We start from the raw sequence: 22,834 nt of genomic DNA on the forward strand, positions 1-22,834 counted from the left end.
TGAGCGGGCAATTTTAATCGTTAAACGGAATTTTGAACAGGATGATGTTTAAACGGATAATCAGGCCAGCACCATTTCAATATGATCGATGCCGTCTTCATCGTATATCTCACCCTCGGCTTTAAAGCCAAAAATCTCGTAAAACTTAACGGCATAGTATTGCGCTCCTATCCTTATCGGCACGTTGCCATAAAGTTGTTTGGTCTTATCAATGGCTATTTGCACCAATACCTTGCCGGCACCTTTTCCCCGCACTTTGCTGCTGCTCACTATACGGCCTATGGATGCTTCGGCGTATGATTTACCCGCAGGTACTATGCGCGCGTAAGCCACCAGTTCCTGATCTTCATCAAACAGCAACAGGTGGTGGCAGGCATAATCTTTATCATCCTGGTCAAGAAACACACAATTTTGCTCCACCACAAATATTTCGCTCCGTAGTTTCAGCAGTTGATATAGTTCGGTAACAGTAAGATCGTGGAATGCTTTAAAGATGTGGGTGTAGCTCATGTTTTTATTTTTTTCACGCGAAGGAATCAAGCCGCTGGCTTTCACTATCTAAATGAAGGTGCTAAGGTAAATATTTGGTCATGATAATGATACGCTTAACCGGATGTTACAGGGAAATCGCTTTTAAAAAAAGTGGATTACACGAGGCTCCTATGGAGCCATTCATAGTTTCTAAAATATTGCTATAAACACGAAACTCCTAACGGAGTTATAAAACCACCCCATAGGGGTATCGTGTTTATAGCAAATGAATAGAGATTTTCCGGCTCCATAGGAGCCACGTGTTCTAAAAGCGAACCCCTGCCGGATATTACCGGCACGGCGATTATAGGGTGGCACCTACGGAACCAAAATCGCTTCTCAATGCCTTATTATAAATATGGTACTCCTAAGGAGTTGCAATAGCATATATTTTTCAAACTCCGTAGGAGTACCATGTTTGTAGTTTAATTCAACCGATTTTGGCTCCGTAGGTGCCTCCTATCGCCGTCATCAAATGCAAGAAGTTTTTTTGCCGCTACTTTTTATACGTAATCTTATAAATCGTCCCCTTCAAGTCATCGCTCACATACAATGAACCGTCCGCCCCCTGAGCCAAACCACATGGGCGGTGTTCGGCCTTGCCCGGCGATGTTTCTTCGGCTGTACCTGCAAATCCATCGGCAAATACCTCCCATTTACCATCGGGCTTGCCATTTTTAAAAGGTTGAAAAACTACAAAGTAACCGGCCTGCGGCTCAGGTGCCCTGTTCCACGAACCATGGAAGGCGATAAACGCGCCGTTTTTATATTTTTCGGGAAATTGGCTGCCGGTATAAAACAATAACCCATCAGGTGCCAGGTGACCAGGATAAGCCGCCACCGGATCGAGGTATTTGGCATCGGCTTCCTTCTCTCCGTCACCACCATATTCGGGGCCTAATATTTTTTTGTGTTTTACATCATCGTAGTACATGTACGGCCAGCCGGCGTCATCACCCTGCTTAAGGGCGTACATGCACTCGGCAGGCAACAGGGCCGATTGCTGGGTGGTATAATATTTCGGAAACAGATCATGCAGGGCATCGCGGCCGTGCTGCATCACAAATAGCTGGTTATCCTGCTGGTTCCAGTCCAACCCAACTACGTTACGCAAACCGGAGGCAAAACGGATCCCATCGCTTTGTTTCTGGTTAATTTTATCTGTTTTAAATTTCCAGATAGCCCCCGCCGAATCCAGTATCGGGCAGCCCTTTTTCCGAGGATCAAACTCGGAACAAATGTTGGAGTAAGCGCCAATATTTACATACAGGTTACCTTCGTTATCAAACGCAATGGCTTTGGGCTTATGCGCCCTCCTGCTAATTAATCCGCTTACAACGGTTTCGGGATGTTCAGGGTCTGTTACTTCCTGCTTATCATTCAGTTTAAAACGATACACGGCTTTGTCTGAAGAGGCATATAAATAGCCATTGTTTATCCGGATGCCAGTACCACCAAAATTGCCAAAGCTGGTTTTAACATCTGCTTTATCACCATTATCATGCAAAACAACAATGCCTTTACCATTTTTAAAACCTTCCAGGTGCACGTAAATATCATTATTGGGGGTTACCACCATATGGCGGGCCGGGCCGAGATTATCAGCAATAATTGTAGCGCTAAATCCCTCGGGAATCTTAATGCCGGCATCGGCCGCCGACTTATTTTTTATCGGGCCATCCTGCCCTGTAAATTTAAAAGAGGCCAGTGCGCTTACTATCGCGACAGACACAGTGATCAGCAGGAGTGCTTTTTTATTCATAAATGTAGATTTTGGTTAGGGCTAATTTAATGATAGCCAGCATAAATAAGAAGCCCGCGGGCCCGCAAAATGCTAAAAGCTTTTAAATCGTTACAAAACAATCTGCCGTAATATCACAAACAACAGCTTTAATATTTATCTCGCCAGGCGATGAACTGCGACCGGTGCCGCATATGCAGCCCGCTCAACCGCCGATTGGTAGTTTATTGTTGTATTGGCACTTACATTAGTCGCTTTGTTAACAGCCGTGGTAGTAACATTACCGGTTAATTTTAATGCCTGGTCGAGGAGAGGATCAGCTGCATCGCCAAATTGTTTGAGCGGAAGGTTTGAAAATTCATCAACCATATAATCAGGGTTCAGGCCATTGCTGTAATCGCCCTGTGCGTTGGCGTTGTATAATTTAAATACCAAAGGATGCAATACAAGGTTTACCACAACAGGCTTACGTTCATCGGCAATAGCAAAACTGGCCATATCCTTGCCAATGGTTTTTTCACCTATTTGTACTACTGTAGCGTATGGTTTAAGGGCATTAATCAGCAATTCGGCCGATGAAGCGGTTGCTGCCGTGGTTAGCACTATCACTTTTTCAAGGCTTAAACGCCTGCTTTTAATTTCAGAAAATAATTGCGGCTGATAATCATTCTCCTGCATAGTTTGTTGAAAACTCCGGTTGCTGCGCCCCCCGTTTTTATTAGCCTGGTATATTACAAAAGTTTGGTTGGCCTCGGTATTGGCCAGCATACCCGCCAGTTTGGCTGCCGAAGATACATCGCCACCTGGATTATAACGCAGATCGATAATAAGATTTGAGATACCTGCCGCCTTTAGTTTCGACAACGAATCGAGCAGGTTACGATCAAACACGCCATTAAAGGCATCGTAAAAAATATAACCCGTTTTTTTGCCTGCCGAACTGAATGTTTTGGTTAGATATACCGGCTGCTCGGTAAAATATTGGGCGGATAAACTTAAGGTTCCGGTATTTGAGATAGTACCATCCGCTAAGGCCGCCAATTGTAGTTTTATAGGATTACCCTGCTTCAGGATGTGCTGCACGTTGCTGCTGCTTGTGCTATTGATTACGATATCGTTAACCGACGTAAAAAAGTCGCCCCGTTTTAAGCCCGCTTTGTAGGCCGCGCTTCCCGGTACAACCAATGTTACCGTAGCTACCAAACCGCCCGGCGCGGTTGCGTTGGCGAGTATGGCGTAATCAAAGCCATAGTAGCCAAATGATGAATATTCAGTTTTCACTTCGTCGGGATCATCGAGGTACGAAAACCTGTCGGCATTATTAAGCAGGCTTTTAAAAAAAGATGTGGAAGATGTACCGGATATGGTTTTTTTGGGGAGGGTTTCGTTCCAATAGTAGTATACCTGCATGCTGTCGAGGATCCATTTTTGGGTTGACGACAGGTTATTAGAAGTTACATTATTCTTTTTGCATGATAACGCCGCAATCATTATCAGTATCAAACAAACAAAGAAAACACGGCGAGGATTTTTCATTTTTATTAAGGTAGCGTTTTATACTACTTCAAATACGCTTGGCGGAAGCATATTCCCTATTTATGAACCATCTTTTTTTATGAACATGCTAAATAGTCTGTAAATTATACTTTACGACGAAATTTAAATCATATAGTATAACTTTCTGATACAAACCCCATCAAATAGTCAAAAATTGTTTATCAAACAGCCCTTTATACTACGTTTGTTTTATCTACAAAAATACCGCAATTACAAACGCCTAAAAATTCCAACCCCAATAGGGAATCCCACCCTCCCCGGCGTATTACCTATAAAAAAAGGAAAATACACCACCACATGGCCGACACGATCACCAAAGCATTGCTCAGAAAATATTTCGACGGGGATTGTAATCCCGACGAAAAGAAACAGGTATTAGCTTACCTGGAACAGGATGATCAGTCGGTGTTGGATGAATATATTATGGAACGGGCTGCCGAAGGCAAGCCTATTGAAACGCCTGATACTGTAAAACAGGAGTTTTTTGCCAGGCTTGGCGCTATCATAAACAAACCTGCCGACCGCCGGATAATCGGCTGGAAACCGGCAACAACATACCGGGTAGCGGCAGGTTTAGCTTTACTGATGGCCGTGGGTATAGCTTACTGGTTTGGCAGCAATAAAAAAAGCGGGCAGACACAACAGCTGGTTACCATCAGCAATCACGAAAAATTTACACACAAAGTTGTTTTAAGCGATGGTACGCAAGTGTGGCTAAACCCTAATTCATCCATCAGCTACAGCAAAAATAACTTTGCCGATACCAGCCGCGAAGTGAGCATAACCGGCGAGGCCTTTTTTGATGTAAGCCACGATGCCGCCAAGCCCTTCAAAGTAACATCGGGCAGGATTGTAACACGCGTTTTAGGTACGGCCTTTAATATCACCGCTTACAAAACCGAAAAAAACATTCGTGTATTACTTGTGCGCGGCAAAGTGCAGGTAACATCGGGCAAACAGCACCGGGTGCTTTTACCGGGCCAGTTATTGAGCTACAATAATTATAACAGCAGTATTGATGTAAACAACGTGGCTATCGACGGCAAAATGGAGGCATTTACCAGCGGCAAAATGGTATTTGATAACCTGCCTTTATCAGCAGCACTGAAACGTATTGCCGATGCCTACAACGTGAATATCGACCTGAAAGACAGCTCGGTACTTCAAAACAAAATGATAACCGGGGCCTATACCCGCAACACAGTCGACGAGGTTTTGCGCCGCGTGCTGTTTATCCACGGGTTAAAATTTAAAAAGAAGGGGGACCATGAGTATACTATAAACAACTAAGCTCCTTTTTATAAAAAATTGGGAATACCGCGGCAACGGTATCCCCGGTTAAATTTTGAAATAAGTTCTGGAAAAACGCTATTAAAAAATTTATGCACGTATTTACTAATAATAATTTCTTCAAGCAAAAAAAATACCCGTTCATCGTTCTCATCATCTCATTTGTTCTTTTTTATGCGATAACTAAAGCCAATGCGCAGGGCAATGTAGCACAACTGCGTAACCCGGTAAGCCTTACCATGCCAAGTGCCAATTTAGATGAAGTGCTGGTACAACTTAAAAAACAATCAACCTACGACTTTTTTTACGACAAGGAGGCCGCTAAAAAAGTAAAGGTTAACAATATCAAATACAACAACGCTCCGCTTGGCAACGTTTTAACCGATCTGAAAAAGAGCCAATCGCTCGAGTATGACCTGCAGGGTAAGGAAATATCGGTACGGATAGAAAAACGCCCGGCACAGGCCCCCGCCAAACAACAAAAAGATGGTAAAATTACCGGCAAGGTACTGGACGACAAGGGTGAAACCCTGCCCGGCGCTACCATTAAGCTGGTAGAAGCTGGCAAAGCCGTACAAAGCGCCCCTGATGGATCGTACCAGTTTGTAGTTGTGCCGGGCACTTATACTATCGAAATCACTTATATCTCCTTTCAATCGCAACGGATCTCGGGCGTTGTAGTTAACGCAGATAAAAGTACGCTGCTGGATATCGCCATGAAACCGGCTTCGAATGCGCTAAGCGAGGTAGTTGTTAAATCTGATTATAAAAGAGCTTCCATCCAGGGGCTGTACGCAAGGCAAAAAAATAATGCCGCCCTATCCGACGGTATTACCGCCGAACAGATTAGCCGTACCCCCGATAACAATACCGCTCAGGTACTCACCCGGGTAAGCGGTTTGCAGGTATCGCAAAACCGGTTTGTTGTGGTACGCGGCATGAGCGACAGGTATAACAATGTTATGCTGAACGGCGCGCCGCTACCCAGCAGTGAGCCCAACCGCCGCGATTTTGCTTTTGATGTGATACCAAGCTCCCTTGTTGATAATATTGTGGTAAACAAAACCGCAACGCCCGATTTAACAGGCGAATTTACCGGCGGCCTTGTGCAGATAACTACCAAAGATATCCCGGATGAAAACTCGATGCAAATTACCATTGGCGGTGGATATAACAGCCGCGCTACCGGTAAAGATTTTATAAGCGGACACCGCGGTACAGCCAACTATTTTGGTTTTGCAAACGATTATCAGCGCAAGCCGACCGGCATGAGCCTGGGCGAATATGATAACCTGGCGCTAAAAATTGTAGATAATTCGGCCACGGCCGATCAAAAGGCGCAGGCAGCTAAATTTCTGGGTACACTGCCCGATAACTGGGCTTTACGCAAATATACTGCTCAGCCCATTCAAAGCTACCAGTTTACAGCAGCACATAGTTTTCCGTTTAAGGATAACTCAACACTGGGTGTTATAGCTGCCTTAACTTACCGCAATGAACAACTTAATAACCAGCACGATGTAAATATTTTAACTGATAAGGATTACAAGGGTACCGATTATATCTTTAACACCCTTTGGGGCGGTAGCCTTAACCTGGCCTATACCAGCGGGCACAATAAATTCACGCTTAAAAACACTTATAACCGTCGCTTTAACGATGAGCACTTTACGTTTTCGGGGATCAATATGAACGATAACAGCTATGTTAACGCCTATAGTAATCAAACAATTGTAAACGAGTTATTTCAAACTAATTTCACCGGAGAACATACGCTGGGCAAGCGTGGTATTAAGGCTGATTATGGCTTTGCATTATCTACTGTAGACCGCGACCAACCTTTTAGCCGCCTTATGTACCAATACCATCCCTTAGGCCATCAACCTGATGACTATTATTCCTACAACTTCAATGATAGTAATTTTCAACTGGGTAACATCTTTTACTCCCATCTGGCCGAGAGACGATATACATGGCAAACAAACCTGCAAATTCCGTTTCGTTTTAATCAGCTAAACCACTCGGTAAAATTGGGTTACCAGGGCAGCTACCGCCGCGCCAATTTTGGTGCCGATCTTTATCGCATTAAAAGTACGTCATCCGCTAACAGTAACCAGTATGATGGTATTGCCTATTATGATGTTTATAATCCATCGCAATTCGCTAACGGAAGCTTATACCTGTATCCCACGGTTCCTGCGGGAAACGGCATAACAAGTTCTGATGCGGGCACAGGCTACAAAGGCAGGCAAAAATTAAACGCCTTTTATGGTATGGTTGATTTAAAACCGGTTAAAAACCTGAGGTTAATTGCAGGCGTAAGATATGAGCGAAATGAACAAAACGTATTTACATCCACTCGCGGCAAAGCTCCCGCCAACCAGCTTCCTCCAATTGTTGATAGCTTGATTCAATCAAAAAATAACGACTTTTTACCGTCTGTTAACGCAATTTACACTTTAACACCCAAAATGAATTTAAGGGCAGCTTACTATAAAACAGTGGCCCGGCCCGATTTCAGAGAGCTATCTTTTTTCAGCTATTTTGATTATGATTTGTTTGTTTCGGTTAGCGGTGACAACCTTAAGCGTACGTCTATTCAGAACTATGATTTAAGGTATGAATTTTACCCTTCACCAGGCGAGATTATTTCGGTTTCGGGTTTCTATAAAAATTTTAAAGATCCTATTGAAATACTTTATCCGAATGCAAATCCAAGAAAGTATGTATATAGCAATTTAAAAGGTGCCAAAAACACCGGGATAGAAGTAGACCTCCGGAAATCATTAAATTTTATTTCCGGTTCCTCACCCCTTTGGTCAAACTTGTACATTTCGGGCAACTTTACCTATTTAGATGCCAGTGTTGATCTGGGTACGGTATACTCGGTAAATGCCGATGGCAAAGCCGTTCCGGGTAAACGGAACCGTCCGCTAACCGGCCAGTCGCCCTATATTATTAACGGGGGGATATTATACACCGGCAAACATTTTGGATTCAATGCTACCTATAACCGCTTCGGCCATCGCATAGTATACGCTTCGCCCGATCGTTCGGAAGACCTGTATGAGAATGGCAGAAACGTGATTGACATGCAGCTGAGTTATAAATTTTCAAAGGATAACAAAGCCGAGTTTCGTCTCAACATCAGCAATTTGCTTAACAGCCAAATGTTTTATTACAGAAACCATTACCAGCCAACCGGCAAACCGGATGAGCAGCCGATACCTTCTGTACAGCCATATCCGGGCGATGGTACCCCTCCGCTGCCTGCTGAGCAAATTGACCCTAAAGGAACAAAATACAATGCCAAATATGATACTAAAATATATACCTGGCAATACGGAACCACATCGACACTCAACTTTATTTATCGCTTTTAATTGTAACCATCATATAAATTTTAAAAAGAAAGGAAACACAAACATCTACCTAAAAAACAACCCAAAGCCTGCTATGCTTATCGGCTTAAAAGGTGAAGCCAATTAAAAAACCAAATGAATAAACAGAACCAAATTTCTATTTATTTAAAAAACGCACACTATGAAAATGCAATTTAAATCTATCGGTGTATTAGTACTTGCTGCAGCTGTAAGCTTTACCAGCTGTAAAAAACAAGACGGCGTAAACGCTCCCAAAGGCGATTTCGATCGTTCGTCAAAAGCTTTATTTCCTGATACCCACACGCTGCCAACAGCTACCGGTACCATCAGCGGTGTAATTACCAGCAACATTACGCTTACCAACGACAAAGTTTGGTTTATTGACGGCCCTACTTTTGTTGACAGTTTGGCTACTATCACCATCCAACCAGGCACTTACATTAAAGGTAAAGCCACTTCAACCACTACAAGCGGTTTCCCATCGTACCTGGTAATCAGAAGGGGTGCTAAAATTGATGCACAGGGTACAACTGCTAACCCTATCGTGTTTACATCAGCAAAAGCATCAGGCCAACGTGCCAAAGGCGATTGGGGTGGTGTAGTACTTTTAGGCCAGGCTCCTACCAACCAGGCTAAGCCACAAATTGAAGGTATCCCGGCTACACAAATTCCTGCCGCACTTGCCGGTAAAGACGCTATCGGTTACGGTGGTGCTACCGAAACTGATAACTCAGGCATCCTGAAAAACGTACGTATCGAGTTTGCGGGCGTAATTGTTGATGCTGACTTGGGTAACGAGCTTAACGGCCTTACCTTAGGCGGTGTTGGTGCCGGCACTACTTTAGATCATATCCAGGTATCTTATGGTGCCGATGACGCCTTCGAGTTTTTCGGTGGTTCGGTAAATGCTAAATATCTGATCTCGTACGGTAATGACGATGATGATTTGGATTTTGATCAAGGTTTCCAGGGTTCAATCCAGTTTGCACTTGCTGCTAAAGATCTGAATTTTACCTATTCATCAAGCCCTAACGGTATCGAAAGCAATAACATCTCTTCGCCTATCGTTACTACCGGTGGTGCATTTGCAAGCCGTGTTACACAGCCGGTTTTATCAAACATCACTTTTGTTGGTGGTGCTACAGCCGGCCCAACTTCAGGTATCGGCCACCTGTTCCGTGTAAATTCAAGCTATATTGTACGTAACTCTATCAACTTTGGCTTTAATAACGGCGCAACCTTAATCAGCACTACCGGCAGCGAGTATTCAAACAGCTATGTACATGGTTACACTGCAGCTGTTAGCGGTTCGGCTGCTACTTCAACTGCTGTAACTACTTTAACCGGTGCTAACCCTAATACTACTATTAAATTGGTTCTTCCATTCAGCACAACTGCACCAGATTGGAGGATCCAGGCATCGGCACCAGCGGCAATCAGAACGGGCGCAGTATTTACCGGTTTAGCCGTTACTCACCCAGGTGGTACTTTCACAGCATTTGATACTACTCCTGCTTATTTAGGAGCATTTGGTTTACAATCTGCTGGCCGTTGGGATAGCGGTGGCTGGGCTTCTTACGAGCCTTTCACCAATGCTTACTAATTAAAATTTATTCTGAGCGGTTATAATTAAAAGATTCTGAGTACCGTGGGCAGATGTCCACGGTACTTTTTAAATTGTTTTTTATGAAAAAAATCAAACTACTGTTTTTAATTGCAATTATTAGCCAGCTTTTTTTTGCCTGTAAAAAAGATGGGCAGCTTATGGAAGCAAAAAGCTATGGTAGCTTTTATATCAGTTCAACCACCACTACCGAAATCGGTAACCTTCTGATTGATGTTGATGGTAAAGTAACAGATACATTAAAAGCGCCGGTAGATAACACAATCATAAAAGCCTATATTGGGAATAGAAAAATAAAGATATACCAACCGGGTAAAGCTAACGACCCCATAGTTGACACTATATTTAATATAAAGGATAACAGCCTGAAGCTGAACTTTCTGTATACAGGAGATTTAAAAATTATTGGCGGCGGGTACGACGGCACCATGAAACCAGCGCGCGGAAATAGCCTGGTGCAATTTGTTAATTTAGAAAACTCCCTGCCGCCGTTACTTAATATGAAAATTTATGAAATTTATTATAACGACGCGGGTGATTATTTTTCTCTTGAAACGGCTACTATAAATGGAATAACCAAAACCGGGTTTAGTTCTTACATCGAGCTTTCGCCCCCCAAACACATCGACGACGGTTTTGGGGGGTATTATTACGAAATTTATAACGCCGCAACTAATGAAAAACTTGTTGATTTATTTACGGATTTTCCCACTTTGCAATTCGAGGCAGGTAACCCTTTCTTTGTGCCCAACAAAGTAGTTTCTTTAGGCATAGTCAGAGATCCATCCGGACTTCTCAGTACAACCGTTATTTACGAAACCGAAATCAAATAGCTCAAAACAACAATCAGCATATATAACAAAAAAAAGCCGGTCCCAAATCACCGGCTTTTTTTTAAAAATGCAATTTATCCATCGGGTAATTTCTTATCCGGGATATCTGCAAAAATAAGCTTTTTTGTTATTAATTCTATGTAATTTTAATATTAACCATTGGTAGATATTTTTTGAATTAATTAATATCAAACACAAATTGGCAAATATTTTTCAACCGCATTAATTTCGCAACAGCTCGGCCAAAAGCACTACTGTTAATGATGATAAATGGCCTACTTCATAAGCCAGCTTCACCTGCCGTCTTATCTCTTTCGAAGCTTCATTTAAATGATTATCAACCGTTTTTGGCGAGATCCCCAGGCTTAGCGCTATATTTTTATAGCTCAGGCCATCCTCTTTAAACATACGGTAAACGCGCTGCCTTTTTACAGGCATTTTATCGATGATCTGTTTTACGATGCCCTCGTACTCTTTCAGTTCGGCTGTGCCGGCTGTGTCTGTTACAGCAGCAGCCATGTAGCCAATTTCGGCTTCCGCTATTTCCTGGCGGCATTTTTTCCGGAGCTCATCCCTGAATGCGTTGCGGGCATAAACGTACAATATGGGTGCATAGTCGCCCTGATCTTCAAGATCATCGAGCTTTTCCCATAGTTTTACGTAAGCAGTTTGCAGCAGATCGTTGGTTTGATCCTCGTTTCGGGTGAGTTTCAAAAAGGTACTCCTGAGTTTGCTAAAGGTATGGTTATAAATATCCTCAAAACGCGCCAGCCGGGCAGATTTTTCAGTCAATTTCATAAGCAGGTTTTACGAATGTAAATTACCCGGATGATATTAACTGAATGTTAAACACTCAAGATATTTTATAGATATTTTAATTTTGCTATAAATAATAATAATGCAATTAAAAACATTGTAAATGACGTATAATAGTACCGTTTGCGCTGCTTCGACTTTTTTGTTTATAAACCAGTTTTTTTCAACAATTGTCCTACCCAGCCCCGCAAAAATTTATTTTCGCAGCCTGATTAAAATATACTAAGCACAACATGTCTGCATCTCATTCCCTGTCGCCCGTACAGGCCGATCTTGTACAAATTGTTTCAAAATATGTATTGCTCGAAGCCAGTCGCCGAAACCTGAAAGGCCGCTGCCCTTTTCATAAAGACCAGGCAACATCATTAATGGTATCGCCCGAAAAAAACATTTTTCAATGCTTTGGCTGCGGCAAAGGCGGCGGCCCCGTTGAGTTTGTAATGGCTATTGAAAATAAAACCCGCGAAGAAGCCATTCAGATGATTACAGCATTCAACTAAAAACTCAATTATAATTTAGCGATAGACGGTACATATCATGAACCAATATCTTAAATCAAAAGCGCAAAGGATTCTCGAATCTTTGCGCTCCTGCGAGAGAATATTTCCAGATACTATAACAGCTTTTTAGTCGCTTTCAACCATTCGCGGGCAATGAGCTCATGACCGGCAGGCATAGGATGTACACCATCCCAGATCCAATGATCGGCCGGTGCTTTTTGGAGCGCTTTGTTAAACACATCCTGCAGAGGAACATAAATGGCATTAAACTTTGATGCAAGGGCTTTAACAACGGCCCGTCGTTTTTGCACTTCGGTCGTCCACAATTCCACACTTTTGTTTACCATGCCAAGTGGTAAAATAAAAGGCTCCAGCAGCACCAGTTTAACATTGGGTAATGCAGCAAGCGTTTGGGTCAAAAGCCGGTTGTATGCCTGTTCAAAATCTTTCACGGTTGATTTATCGCCTTGCATCACTATCCGGTGTACATCATTAACGCCTATCAATATGCTCAATACATCGGGTTTTATATCAAGCGTATCTTTTTGCCAACGGTTAGCAAGATCGTTTACCGTATTGCCGCTGATGCCGCGATTATAGAATTGGTAATCCCTCTCGGGATAATCAAAATTGGTGCGGGCCGTTACTAAATAAGCGTAGCCTTGCCCGTACACATGGTTCCAGTCTTTATCAAAGCTTCGGCCGCCATCGGTTATTGAATCGCCCTGGAAAAGGATGATCTTCCCTTTCTCTTCCTCGGCCCGATATTGCTGGCTTGTTTGAGATGCCGAAACCAATGCAGGCGCAGCCATAGCGGCACCGGCAAGTGAAGCTTTCTTTAAAAAATCCCTCCTGCTGTTGTTCATAAACTGCTTGTTAACTGGTATGATTTGCCTTTTTGAGTATTAAACACCAACTCATATCCTTCTTTTACTTTGGATGGTGCAGCGCTTACCCCGGTCACTTTCAGTTTTGATAAAGATATTACACGGCAAACGCCTCCTGCTTTTGATAAAACGCTGGCGTTGGTTATTTTGCCGCCGGTCCATTTCATATCAATCACAAAAGCGCCCCTTGCTACAAGGCCATTCACCTGTCCTGTACCCCAGGCATCGGGTAAAGCGGGCAATAAATGAATATTGCCGTTTTGACTTTGCAACAACATCTCGGCTACACCTGATGTACCGCCAAAATTGCCGTCTATCTGGAACGGCGGGTGGGCATCGAACATATTGGGGTACAAGCCCCCTCCTTCACTATAATTAGTCTCGCTGGTACCTGTAAGCCTTAATAAATCGCGGTACAGTTTGTAAGCGTGATTGCCATCAAGCAAGCGCGCCCAAAGGTTTACTTTCCAGGCCAGGCTCCATCCGGTACTTTCATCACCACGTAGTTCCAATGTTCTTTTTGCAGCAGCAGCCAGTTCAGGATTGGTAGCTATCGAGATCTCATTTGCCGGGTAAACCGAATACAGGTGCGATACATGGCGGTGATGCGGATCTGACGATTCCTGATCTTTGTACCATTCCTGTAGCTGGCCTTTGCTGCCAATTTGATACGGAATCAGTTTACTTTTTTTGGCGAGAAGCGTATCGCGGAACGCGGCATCAACACCCAATATTTTGCCCGCAGTCACCAGGTTATCAAATAAATCGCGGATGATCCCCATATCCATGGTTGTTGACACAGAAACCTCCCCGATTTTGCCTGGCGCATAAATAAAATCATTCTCGGGCGACATGGATGGTGCTGTTACCAGATGGCCCTTACCATCGGGTACCAGCCAATCTAAGGTAAATTGAGCAGCGCCTTTCATTAATGGGTAGGCGGTGTTTTTCAAAAACTCTTTGTCGCCGGTATATAGATAATGTTCCCATAAATGACGGGTAAGCCAATCGCCTCCCATTGGCCAGTTGGCCCATTTCGGCTCACCTTTACCTAAATCGCCAACAGGGTTAGCCAGTGCCCAGATATCCGTATTGTGGTGCGTTACCCATCCTTGCGCATGATAATAGCTTTTAGCAACTTCGCTCCCGGTTTCGGATAACCCTTTTATCAACTGGAACAGCGGCGTGTGCATTTCAGATAGGTTACAATCTTCGGCCATCCAATAGTTCATCTGGACGTTGATATTGCTGGTATAGTTTGAACTCCATGGCGCACGAAGTTCTTTATTCCAGATGCCTTGCAAATTTGCCGGTACACCTTTGGCACGCGAGCTGCTGATAAGCAGGTATCTGCCATATTGAAAATACAAAGCTTCCAAACCCGGATCGGCACTTTGGTTGGTATTATATGCCGCCAGCCTTTTATCAGTAGGTAAATCAGTACGGCTGCCTTTGCCATTATTCAGGCTCAGGTTAACACGGCTAAAATATTTTTGGTAATCGGAAACATGAGCGGCAAGTAGTTGTGCGTATGTTTTTTTAGTGGCCTTGCTTAAATAGGTTTCGGCTATTTTTTCATTACCATCGGGGCATTTGTTGTAGGCAACAAAACTGGTGGCCGCTGTTACATAAAGCGTAACTGAAGATGCCCCTTTTACCGTAATGCCACTGGTATCGGTGATTATTTTACCGTCGTTACTTATAGCTTTGGCCAGCAATTGGTAACGCATACCGCGGCATTTATCGTCATCGGCATATATAATCGGATTGCTCGAGTCCACATAGCTGGGCTCAACGTGGGCAGGGGCTTTTCCGGCTAATTGCAATGTGTTGCCTCCAATTACACTTTTTTGGAAGCGAAGCTGGCTCCCGGTGTTTATTTTCAAATCTAACTGTTTGGCTTTATCGGCTGAGACCCTTATCACGATAATTTTATCCGGAGCGGATGCAAAAATCTCCCGTTTGTAATTCACACCATTAACCGTATATTTTGTGGTAGCTATGGCGTTGCCGATATTCAGATCGCGGTAGTACGCACCTTGCTTTGCACCGCCGAACGATTGTTTGATATGCAGATCGCCAAGGGGCAGGAAACTTTCAGAATATAATCCCTGCATTTTTTGCGTAAGATCATGCGCTTTTTGATAATCTTCTTTAAACAAGGCCTCGCGCACCTGCGCCAGGTATTGGAAGGCTTCGGGATTTACGTTTTTCTTCACCGGTCCGCCCGACCATAGGGTGGCTTCATTTAGTTGCAGCAACTCATCGTCAACACCGCCAAAAACCATTGCACCGAGGGTGCCGTTGCCTATGGGTAATGCTTCTGTCCATTCTTTTGCGGGTTGTTTATACCATAATGTGTTGTTTTGCGCATTCGCGTTAAGTGCCGCCAGCTGCAGGCATAGTGGTACAACCACCAACAGAAATGTTGCTTTCAAACCTTGGTTCATAAAATAGATTACAATTGTTTTTACAAGTATAACTATGCCGTAGCGATAAAAAATAATGCTTATTGGCATTTTTATACGCGAAAACGTACCCGGGTGTAAATCTCAGAAGCTATCTAACAGCGATTCAAAAGAATCACTATATCTCCGGGCGTTTTTGCGAGTAAGTAAAAGCCGAAGCCTCTGTAAGGAGTATATGGCATATCACTCCTATCGTCGTGCCGAATTTATTTCGGCATCCCACAAGACAGGTAGCCGCGTTGCTTAGCGAGTGGGATGCTGAAACAAGTTCAGCACGACCTCAATTTTAATTATGTAATGGGTAGCTTATCGAAGGGTCGCGCGCAAAGGCCCTCCCCACCATGCTTCGACGGGGCTCAGCATGACACCCATTTAATTATGTTATGGGAAGGAACGAAGCAATCCCGGACTGTACAGGGCGGATTTGCTTAGCTGCTCCGCATATTCGCGATTAATTCGTGCCTCGCAATTGACGGCTTTTATATGTTTTTAAACAACTTCTCAGGCGCAACAAAAAATGGCCGGATGCAATTCACGCCTTTTAAAACGTTGAGTTGCGCCTGCAACTGCAAATTGTTTAAACCGGGCCATACTTTTAATATCTTCCAGCTTACGATTACTGTCCGGATCGGTTTTTAACCGGGCTAATACTTCAAAATCATCTTTCAGCAAATCTGATTTTTTAATTATTCCTTTTTCAAGAGCATTTTTTAGCAGACCAGCCAGTTTGATGTTGGCATACACATGTTCGGGTTTTTTAAAGTAATCGTTATTCAATTCGGTGAATTTATCCCTGATCCATTCGGCGGCCTCTACACTGCGCAGTGCCATTTTACCATCCTGTAATACCAATTGAGTTAAAAAGTGATGCACATCTTTAATACCGATCAACCCGGCGTGGAACAGATCACGCAGGGTATAATCAACCCTATCGGCACAAAGACCGGGCAGTGGTTGTTCAAGTATGTTGTAATCTTCCCTAAACAAAATATCATAACAGAAGCCGTGTTTTTTTAAAATACCAGGAATCTCCGATTGCATGATCACATCCTGATAAATACCTTCGTGATAATCTTCGTTGATGTTTTCAAAAATATAATCGGCCACGTGCGAGAAAGCGGTATGCGAAACATCGTGAAGCAAGGCAGCGATCTGCTCTTCCATACTTCCGCCCAGTTTTTTCACCAGGTACATTACCCCTACCGAATGTTCGTAACGGGTATGGTTAATTGCAGGATCAACCAAAAAGATAGCCCCACCCTGGTGCACTTTTTTCAACCGCTGTACAGGTGTAGAATTAAGCAGGTGGGTTAGTACCGGTTCTATCTCAAACTCTCCGTATAGGATATCGCTCAGTTTCATCATTTAAGTATTACCAATGTTCGTACCAGTTACGTTGTAAAATTAAAAACTTCAAAGCATAAATACTAATATTTTTAGCAATTATTAACGATATAAAATAAGAAAACCCGCCTTTTCGGGCGGGTTCTTAATCTAAATATTCGTTTGGGTTGATTAGTTTACCTTCTTTCGTTATAAACCTGAAACTCAGCGATAGACACCTGTTTAGCAGCTTTTTCAATCGAGATACGCACCTTACCGGCCCATACCCTGTCAAAACGGTGTACTTTAATTTTGTTACCGTTTTCGCCTTCAAACAGCGGTTTCCAATCACCATCCAGATAGTACTCCAATTTATAGTTGGTGATATTTGGGTTTTCTTCAGCAATTACAACTGTGTTTATCGCCTGCTCTTTTTTAAAGTCGATTTCGTACCATGGTGCTTTTACTGTGGGGTTTGAAACCCATGAACTGTGGAAATCATCATCATTGGCAAAATCCATAATAGCCGAGTCATCGCTCCAGCTTGCACTTGCCGGTTGGTTTTTAGCCAGGTTGGATGAAATAATAGGTGCCTCAAGTTTGGATAGCTTAGCAACCGGGCCTTCGTTTTTCCAAATTTTGCCTATCTCTTTTAATGCTGCAAGCGCGTTATCATCAAAAATGCCATCGCGGTTAGGCGCTACGTTCAGGATAAAGTTACAATCTACATTGTTTAGCGGTTTCAATATTTCATTCACCAGTTTCGCCGGTTCTTTTACCGGGTTGTTTGGATGGCTGGTTTCCCAAAACCAGTTGGCTTGCAATGGCAAGCAGGCAATGGCCGGCATGCGGTTATCCTTGGTTGATACACGCTGGCCCGCGCCCATTTCGTAAGTTTTGATATCTGTATAATACATACCTTCGGCAGGGTATTTGGCACCGTTTAAATCCATCACCAAACAGTTTGGCTGTAATGATTTTACCAGGGTGTAAATCTCTTCAAACGGAACATCATCGTATGAAATCCTCGACCATGGAGCATCCCAGCCATCAATAATTAAAGCGCCTATTTCACCGTATTTGGTCATCAATTCGGTAATCTGGGCTTTAACCATATCAATATGTTTAGGCGTAATCATGTTTGGCCTTAAACGGTGATGGGTATCCAAAATAGAATAATATAAAAACACTTTTAAGCCGTTGGCCCTGAAAGCGTCTGCATATTCTTTTACTACATCTTTTTTTAACGGACTGTTCATCACGTTATAGTCGGTTGTTTTGGTATCCCAGATACAAAAACCGCTGTGGTGTTTGGTGGTGATGCAACCGTAAGTCATATTGGCCGATTTGGCGGCTTTGGCCCACTGGTCGCAGTTTAGTTTTTTAGGATTGAAAATGGCAGGCGAAGCGTCCGGGTCGGCCCAGTCCTGATCCATATAGGTAGGGATGTTAAAGTGGATGAACATGCCGAAGCGGAGATCCACAAATTCCTGTTGCAACTGTGCAAGCGGTTTAACGGTTTGAGTAGTAGTTTGCGCTTTTAACGTAAGCGAAAAAGCACAACATGCAATTAAGCATATATTTTTCAGTTTGAACATGGTTTGATAAAACGTTTAATCAACTTATTTTATCGCAATATGCCATTAAAAACCGCGCGGATATTGTATTAAATTAACATTACGTTCAGGTTATTTGGCGTAAGAAATGTCGGGGTTACAGTTGTGTTATAGTATTTTACTTGCGCCCGTTTGCAACGGGTGCTTAACTTGGGTTGGCGATTGCATCGCCGGTTGCGTTATAAACGCAAACCCATTTTAAGCACTCATTTTAAATGAGCGCAAGAAAATGTATGCATTCGTGCTTTTTTTTAGCTTAATACAAATCCGGATAATCCGTAATCACCCCATCCACACCTAAAGCTTTCAACAGTTCAATCTCCTCTTTAGTATTCACCGTCCAGGGCAAAACTTTAACTTTGGCGTCATGGCATTTCTTTACCAGGTCGGCATCCACCAATTTATAAGCCGGGCTTAGTATAAATGGCGTAAAGCCCAAATCGGACATATTATCTTCAAAGCTCTTTTTATTCTCAATTAAAAATGAAGTACGAACCTCAGGATATTTTTTGTGGATGATTTGCAGCGTACGCTTATCAAACGACTGGATTACCACATAAGGCAATATCTTTTTCTGTACCAATACCGCCATCAACTTCTCCACAAACTCATCCGGACCAGGATTATAAACACCATCACCGGCAGGCGAACATTTGGTTTCGATATTATAAAACACCTGCTTTTTATGATTAACCTTTATGTAAGCCTGTACCGAATCAATCAGTTCAGAGAGCAGCGGCATATAGGTTTTCAGCTTTTTTTGTTTCGGAAATTTGCTGTAAAACTTCGAGCCTACATCATACTTTTTCAGCTCATCATACTTCATTTTATAAAGGATGAGATTTTTTGCCTCTTCCTTCCCGATCTCTTTGCCATCGGGTGTAATCGAAAACAGCGGATTGATGTATTCATCGTGCGATAAAACCACCTGTCCATCGGCCGTGATATGGGTATCCATCTCCAGCGTGGTAACACCGAGGTCGATAGCGTTTTTCATGGCCGGAATGGTATTTTCGGGCATCAATCCGCGGCCACCACGATGGGCTTCGGTGCTGAATGCCGGATAACCGGCATTTTTAATCGGCATGGTTTTAACAATGGTAAAGCCTGATAACATGATCAGACTTATACCGGCAATAATGGTTAATTTATTTTGCATCTAACTCGCTTGTGTATTTATTTCCGAAACGATCTGTAGCCTCTACCCTAACCTTTTTAACCGATGGCTCAAAATGCGCCACAAACAGGTGACCGGTTTCGTGCGGCTCAACAAAATGACGCCCTGCCGGTAACTGATCGCCTTTATACAAAGTTACTGATAAGGGATCAAAACCCTGCTGCTTAGTTAAAGCGCCCATTGGCTTATCATCCAAAAAGTATTCCACCTTCCAGGCCGGGTCGTAATTCCAAACATTGGCAATGAGGCGCATCTGGCTGCTGAGTTTTTCGGCATAAACACTGATCTGGTTTTCGATAGGCAAACCTGTCGATTTATAATACCATTTTAAATCGGTACCGTTAACCGAGTAAACGCCGTAGCCACGTGGGGTGCCGTCAACACAAATTGGCCCTGTCCACCAGCCGCCGCAAACGGTGCCGTGGTTGTGCTCAAAAATACCATTGGTGATATTATTATCATGATAATGCGTATGGCCCGACATGATGTGCACGTTCGTGAAACCATCCAGTACTTTATAAAAATCCTGGTTGTTTTTTACCTGGTTATATACCGGGATATGCAAGTTGATGATAAGCAGCTGGTCTTTTTTAACATGCTGCAAATCTTTGGCCAGCCAACTTAGCTGATCTTCGGTAATATAGCCATCGTATTCGCGCTCAACACCTAAATAGCGCACATTATCCAAAACCACATAATGCGCTTTGCCCCGGTTAAAGGAATAATAGGTTGGCCCGTAGATCTGTTTAAAGGTTACGTCCGAAGTTTCGTCGCCCCCCATGCGGTAATCCATATCGTGGTTGCCTATGGCCTGGAAAAACGGGATGTTCATCTGCGCCACAGCTTCGTTATAAGCAGGGAACAACTCATGGTTATCCCAAACAATATCGCCCACACAAATACCATGTATCAGGGCGTTTTTACCTAATGATTGGATGGTGGCGATGGTATCAGGTACCGAAGTATCCATCATCTGCTTCACATCTTTTTTATTTTTCACCTGCGGATCGGCCCAGATGATGAAGTGGTGCTGGTTGTCATCAATCTTCAACGGTTCCAGTTTAAAATCAAAGTGCGAACCGCCGCTGATGTTTTCATAGTGCTTTGCTACGTTATAATCCGTTTTAAACTCGTAGCCAGATGGCGTGCTCATGAAAATGCTTTTGGCTTTTTCGTTCGGGGTAAGTTGGTAGTAGCCTTTATCGTCGGTTAATACTACCGAAAAGCCATCGGAGATTACTACATCTTTGATGCCTTTTTTACCGGATGTTACGCGGCCTTTAACTGTATCGGTAGCCAGGAGCCGGGTGAGGCTGTTGGCTTTGAGTGATATAAAAGCGCCGCCTGTGATGAGGCAGGCGCTTTGTAAGAATGATCTTCTGTTCATTTGGAATGTTTTTTTAAGGGAATCGGAGTTTTTCAATTCCCTCCCTCGGGAGGGGTGCGCTGGGGTTGAGCGGTGGCAGGGAGGGGTTTATACGCCATGCTAACGAATAAGCACATCGCCGAAACCCCTCCCTACACCCTCCGAAGGGAGGGAATCGCGCTATCCCCCGCTTCTTTTTTCCCTGCCTTATCTTCTTCTAATTCTGAATCTTAGTAAACTTCTCCCCCGTTTCAATAGTGCTTAACGGCGATGTCAATGTAAGCGGAACGCTGGTAACCGTGCGCCCGGCTACCCATCTACCGGTAAGGGCATCGTAAACACCACCCAACTGTACAAAGTTGCCATCAGTTGGTAAAGGCAATTTCGAAGTATTGCTTCCTCCGCCATAAAAGCCCTGATCGGCGTGGCTTACCGCGTTAATCAGGCTGTAATAATCGGTATTGGTAATCCGGTACCCAATTTCCGGCGGACCAGGAGAATAAACGGTACCACTACCGCCATACATGATCACATCTAATGGAACAGTTGAAGCATCAACAGCAATACCGCCGAAAATTGCTATACCAGCTACGTTCCCACTGTTAGCGAGCAAGTTCCTGGTTACGTTACCAAAATCGGCACCCGGCACCTCGGCATACATCACATTAGCTATCCAATTGGCGGCACTAATATCTGTTGAACCTAAGCCCCAGATATTTTTATATCCGCCTACATAAAACAACTGGCCTTTTTTAACCGTACCCGAAGTAAGATTAAACTTGTAGGTTTTGGCCAATCCCTGCGCCCAGCCATTAGTTGGCGGCGGGTTAGAACCGGCATTGTTACAGGTTACCAGTGAATAGTTGGTTACCGAGAAATCGATATCCTTAGTAGCCATCAGCTGGATGTATTCATAATCGGCATCGTCGCCTGTAGGGTTGGTAAGATAACCCGTAATAATTATTGGCGAGGGTTTGGTGGCGGCAAGCGTAAATATATCATCGCCGCTGCGGGGCCAAAGCTGCATTTTGGTTTCGGTGCCTGAGGTAACCGGGAATACCAGGCCGGTAAAGTTGGCGCTGAAAGGTAATTCGTTACCGGCAAAAGCGGCACCTGCTTCTGTGTGTACCACCATCTTACCAAAACCATCATTAATGGTTTTATCTCCTGCAAAAGTTTCACCTTTTTGCGGTTCAGGATCGGTAACGGAGTTGGCAATGGTTACTACGGTATATTCATATACATCGGGCGATGCAATAACCGTTGCCGATGGTACCGATTGCACCTTGAAAGGCCTGCCATCGGCAACTTTACTTACCGATGCCTCGGTTAAGCCTTTAACGTGCATGCTGCCGTTAACTTTAGTAAGGGTAGCACCGCTTACCTGCACCACTACCGAATCGCCGACAACGTAGTTGGCTGCCGCGCTGCCAATCTCGAGCGCAATACCCCTTACCGCATTACGGCGGTTATTTTGCAGCACCAATACGCCCGCGGGGGTGTTACCCGCCGAGGCGTTTGATACCACCACGCCAACAATTTGTTTAGCACCGCCCATGTTGGCTTCATTCAAAACCACGTCCGAGCCTTTGTAAATGGCCTTCAAATCTACCACAGCTATAATGGGGCTTAATGTCCCCTCGGCATAGCTGTGCTTTTTACATGAATTTACACCGATAGCCGTTACAAGCACCAGTAATAAATATATCTTTTTCATTTTGT

General features: G+C 43.7%; 16 protein-coding genes. 5 read left to right on the forward strand and 11 right to left on the reverse strand.

Annotated features, from left to right (window positions below; genetic code table 11):
* Window positions 1-60: 60 nt before the first annotated feature.
* From HYN43_RS15335 to HYN43_RS15345, 3 genes are all read right to left on the reverse strand, one after another.
* Window positions 61-510, reverse strand: a complete 450-nt coding sequence (locus tag HYN43_RS15335) for a GNAT family N-acetyltransferase (protein WP_119411246.1) — start codon at window positions 508-510, stop codon at window positions 61-63.
* Between the two features lie 517 nt (window positions 511-1,027).
* Window positions 1,028-2,293, reverse strand: coding sequence for a PQQ-dependent sugar dehydrogenase (locus HYN43_RS15340; protein WP_119410184.1), 1,266 nt, complete (start codon window positions 2,291-2,293; stop codon window positions 1,028-1,030).
* Between the two features lie 135 nt (window positions 2,294-2,428).
* Window positions 2,429-3,808, reverse strand: a complete 1,380-nt coding sequence (locus HYN43_RS15345; protein WP_119410185.1) for a S41 family peptidase — start codon at window positions 3,806-3,808, stop codon at window positions 2,429-2,431.
* Between the two features lie 318 nt (window positions 3,809-4,126).
* Between HYN43_RS15345 and HYN43_RS15350 the strand changes: the two genes are divergently transcribed.
* The 4 genes from HYN43_RS15350 (at window position 4,127) to HYN43_RS15365 (ending at window position 10,959) form a co-directional block, all read left to right on the forward strand.
* Window positions 4,127-5,119: a FecR family protein gene (locus HYN43_RS15350; RefSeq protein WP_119410186.1), complete on the forward strand. Its 993-nt coding sequence runs from the start codon at window positions 4,127-4,129 to the stop codon at window positions 5,117-5,119.
* 92 nt (window positions 5,120-5,211) lie between these two features.
* Window positions 5,212-8,502, forward strand: a complete 3,291-nt coding sequence (locus HYN43_RS15355) for a TonB-dependent receptor (RefSeq protein ID WP_119410187.1) — start codon at window positions 5,212-5,214, stop codon at window positions 8,500-8,502.
* 160 nt (window positions 8,503-8,662) lie between these two features.
* Window positions 8,663-10,105, forward strand: a complete 1,443-nt coding sequence (locus HYN43_RS15360) for a hypothetical protein (RefSeq protein WP_119410188.1) — start codon at window positions 8,663-8,665, stop codon at window positions 10,103-10,105.
* An 83-nt stretch (window positions 10,106-10,188) separates the two neighbouring features.
* Window positions 10,189-10,959 (forward strand): hypothetical protein, encoded by a 771-nt coding sequence (locus HYN43_RS15365; protein WP_162996503.1) that lies wholly within the window; start codon window positions 10,189-10,191, stop codon window positions 10,957-10,959.
* 222 nt (window positions 10,960-11,181) lie between these two features.
* Here HYN43_RS15365 and HYN43_RS15370 read toward each other — a convergent pair whose 3' ends face one another.
* A complete protein-coding gene (locus HYN43_RS15370; protein WP_119410190.1) occupies window positions 11,182-11,757 on the reverse strand; it encodes an RNA polymerase sigma factor in 576 nt (191 codons plus the stop codon).
* 251 nt (window positions 11,758-12,008) lie between these two features.
* On the opposite strand from HYN43_RS15370, the gene HYN43_RS15375 reads away from it, so the two are divergent.
* Window positions 12,009-12,275, forward strand: coding sequence for a CHC2 zinc finger domain-containing protein (locus HYN43_RS15375; protein WP_119410191.1), 267 nt, complete (start codon window positions 12,009-12,011; stop codon window positions 12,273-12,275).
* Window positions 12,276-12,388: 113 nt separating this feature from the next.
* Here HYN43_RS15375 and HYN43_RS15380 read toward each other — a convergent pair whose 3' ends face one another.
* The 7 genes from HYN43_RS15380 to HYN43_RS15410 form a co-directional block, all read right to left on the reverse strand.
* A complete protein-coding gene (locus tag HYN43_RS15380; RefSeq protein WP_119410192.1) occupies window positions 12,389-13,141 on the reverse strand; it encodes an SGNH/GDSL hydrolase family protein in 753 nt (250 codons plus the stop codon).
* Entirely contained in the window at window positions 13,138-15,612 is a 2,475-nt protein-coding gene (locus tag HYN43_RS15385; protein ID WP_119411247.1) for a glycoside hydrolase family 95 protein, read from the reverse strand. Before HYN43_RS15385 ends, HYN43_RS15380 begins: the two co-directional genes overlap by 4 nt.
* Before the next feature lie 519 nt (window positions 15,613-16,131).
* Window positions 16,132-16,995 (reverse strand): HD domain-containing protein, encoded by an 864-nt coding sequence (locus HYN43_RS15390; RefSeq protein WP_119410193.1) that lies wholly within the window; start codon window positions 16,993-16,995, stop codon window positions 16,132-16,134.
* Window positions 16,996-17,150: 155 nt separating this feature from the next.
* Window positions 17,151-18,551 carry an alpha-L-fucosidase gene (locus HYN43_RS15395; protein ID WP_119410194.1) on the reverse strand — a complete coding sequence of 467 codons (1,401 nt, stop codon included), beginning with the start codon at window positions 18,549-18,551 and terminating at the stop codon, window positions 17,151-17,153.
* Between the two features lie 274 nt (window positions 18,552-18,825).
* Window positions 18,826-19,728, reverse strand: a complete 903-nt coding sequence (locus HYN43_RS15400) for a glycerophosphodiester phosphodiesterase (RefSeq protein ID WP_119410195.1) — start codon at window positions 19,726-19,728, stop codon at window positions 18,826-18,828.
* Entirely contained in the window at window positions 19,718-21,133 is a 1,416-nt protein-coding gene (locus HYN43_RS15405) for a calcineurin-like phosphoesterase C-terminal domain-containing protein (protein WP_119410196.1), read from the reverse strand. Before HYN43_RS15405 ends, HYN43_RS15400 begins: the two co-directional genes overlap by 11 nt.
* Before the next feature lie 196 nt (window positions 21,134-21,329).
* A complete protein-coding gene (locus HYN43_RS15410; protein ID WP_119410197.1) occupies window positions 21,330-22,829 on the reverse strand; it encodes a DUF5689 domain-containing protein in 1,500 nt (499 codons plus the stop codon).
* Window positions 22,830-22,834: the final 5 nt, after the last annotated feature.

This window comes from Mucilaginibacter celer (assembly GCF_003576455.2).
In the GTDB taxonomy this organism is placed as follows: Bacteria; Bacteroidota; Bacteroidia; order Sphingobacteriales; family Sphingobacteriaceae; genus Mucilaginibacter; species Mucilaginibacter celer.

Coding starts and splice junctions, on each gene's coding strand:
- HYN43_RS15375 (WP_119410191.1), top strand. CDS start 12,009: ATGTCTGCATCTCATTCCCTGTCGCCCGTACAGGCCGATCTTGTACAA.
- HYN43_RS15410 (WP_119410197.1), bottom strand. CDS start 22,829: ATGAAAAAGATATATTTATTACTGGTGCTTGTAACGGCTATCGGTGTA.
- HYN43_RS15405 (WP_119410196.1), bottom strand. CDS start 21,133: ATGAACAGAAGATCATTCTTACAAAGCGCCTGCCTCATCACAGGCGGC.
- HYN43_RS15350 (WP_119410186.1), top strand. CDS start 4,127: ATGGCCGACACGATCACCAAAGCATTGCTCAGAAAATATTTCGACGGG.
- HYN43_RS15365 (WP_162996503.1), top strand. CDS start 10,189: ATGAAAAAAATCAAACTACTGTTTTTAATTGCAATTATTAGCCAGCTT.
- HYN43_RS15335 (WP_119411246.1), bottom strand. CDS start 510: ATGAGCTACACCCACATCTTTAAAGCATTCCACGATCTTACTGTTACC.
- HYN43_RS15340 (WP_119410184.1), bottom strand. CDS start 2,293: ATGAATAAAAAAGCACTCCTGCTGATCACTGTGTCTGTCGCGATAGTA.
- HYN43_RS15360 (WP_119410188.1), top strand. CDS start 8,663: ATGAAAATGCAATTTAAATCTATCGGTGTATTAGTACTTGCTGCAGCT.
- HYN43_RS15395 (WP_119410194.1), bottom strand. CDS start 18,551: ATGTTCAAACTGAAAAATATATGCTTAATTGCATGTTGTGCTTTTTCG.
- HYN43_RS15370 (WP_119410190.1), bottom strand. CDS start 11,757: ATGAAATTGACTGAAAAATCTGCCCGGCTGGCGCGTTTTGAGGATATT.
- HYN43_RS15355 (WP_119410187.1), top strand. CDS start 5,212: ATGCACGTATTTACTAATAATAATTTCTTCAAGCAAAAAAAATACCCG.
- HYN43_RS15385 (WP_119411247.1), bottom strand. CDS start 15,612: ATGAACCAAGGTTTGAAAGCAACATTTCTGTTGGTGGTTGTACCACTA.
- HYN43_RS15390 (WP_119410193.1), bottom strand. CDS start 16,995: ATGATGAAACTGAGCGATATCCTATACGGAGAGTTTGAGATAGAACCG.
- HYN43_RS15380 (WP_119410192.1), bottom strand. CDS start 13,141: ATGAACAACAGCAGGAGGGATTTTTTAAAGAAAGCTTCACTTGCCGGT.
- HYN43_RS15345 (WP_119410185.1), bottom strand. CDS start 3,808: ATGAAAAATCCTCGCCGTGTTTTCTTTGTTTGTTTGATACTGATAATG.
- HYN43_RS15400 (WP_119410195.1), bottom strand. CDS start 19,728: ATGCAAAATAAATTAACCATTATTGCCGGTATAAGTCTGATCATGTTA.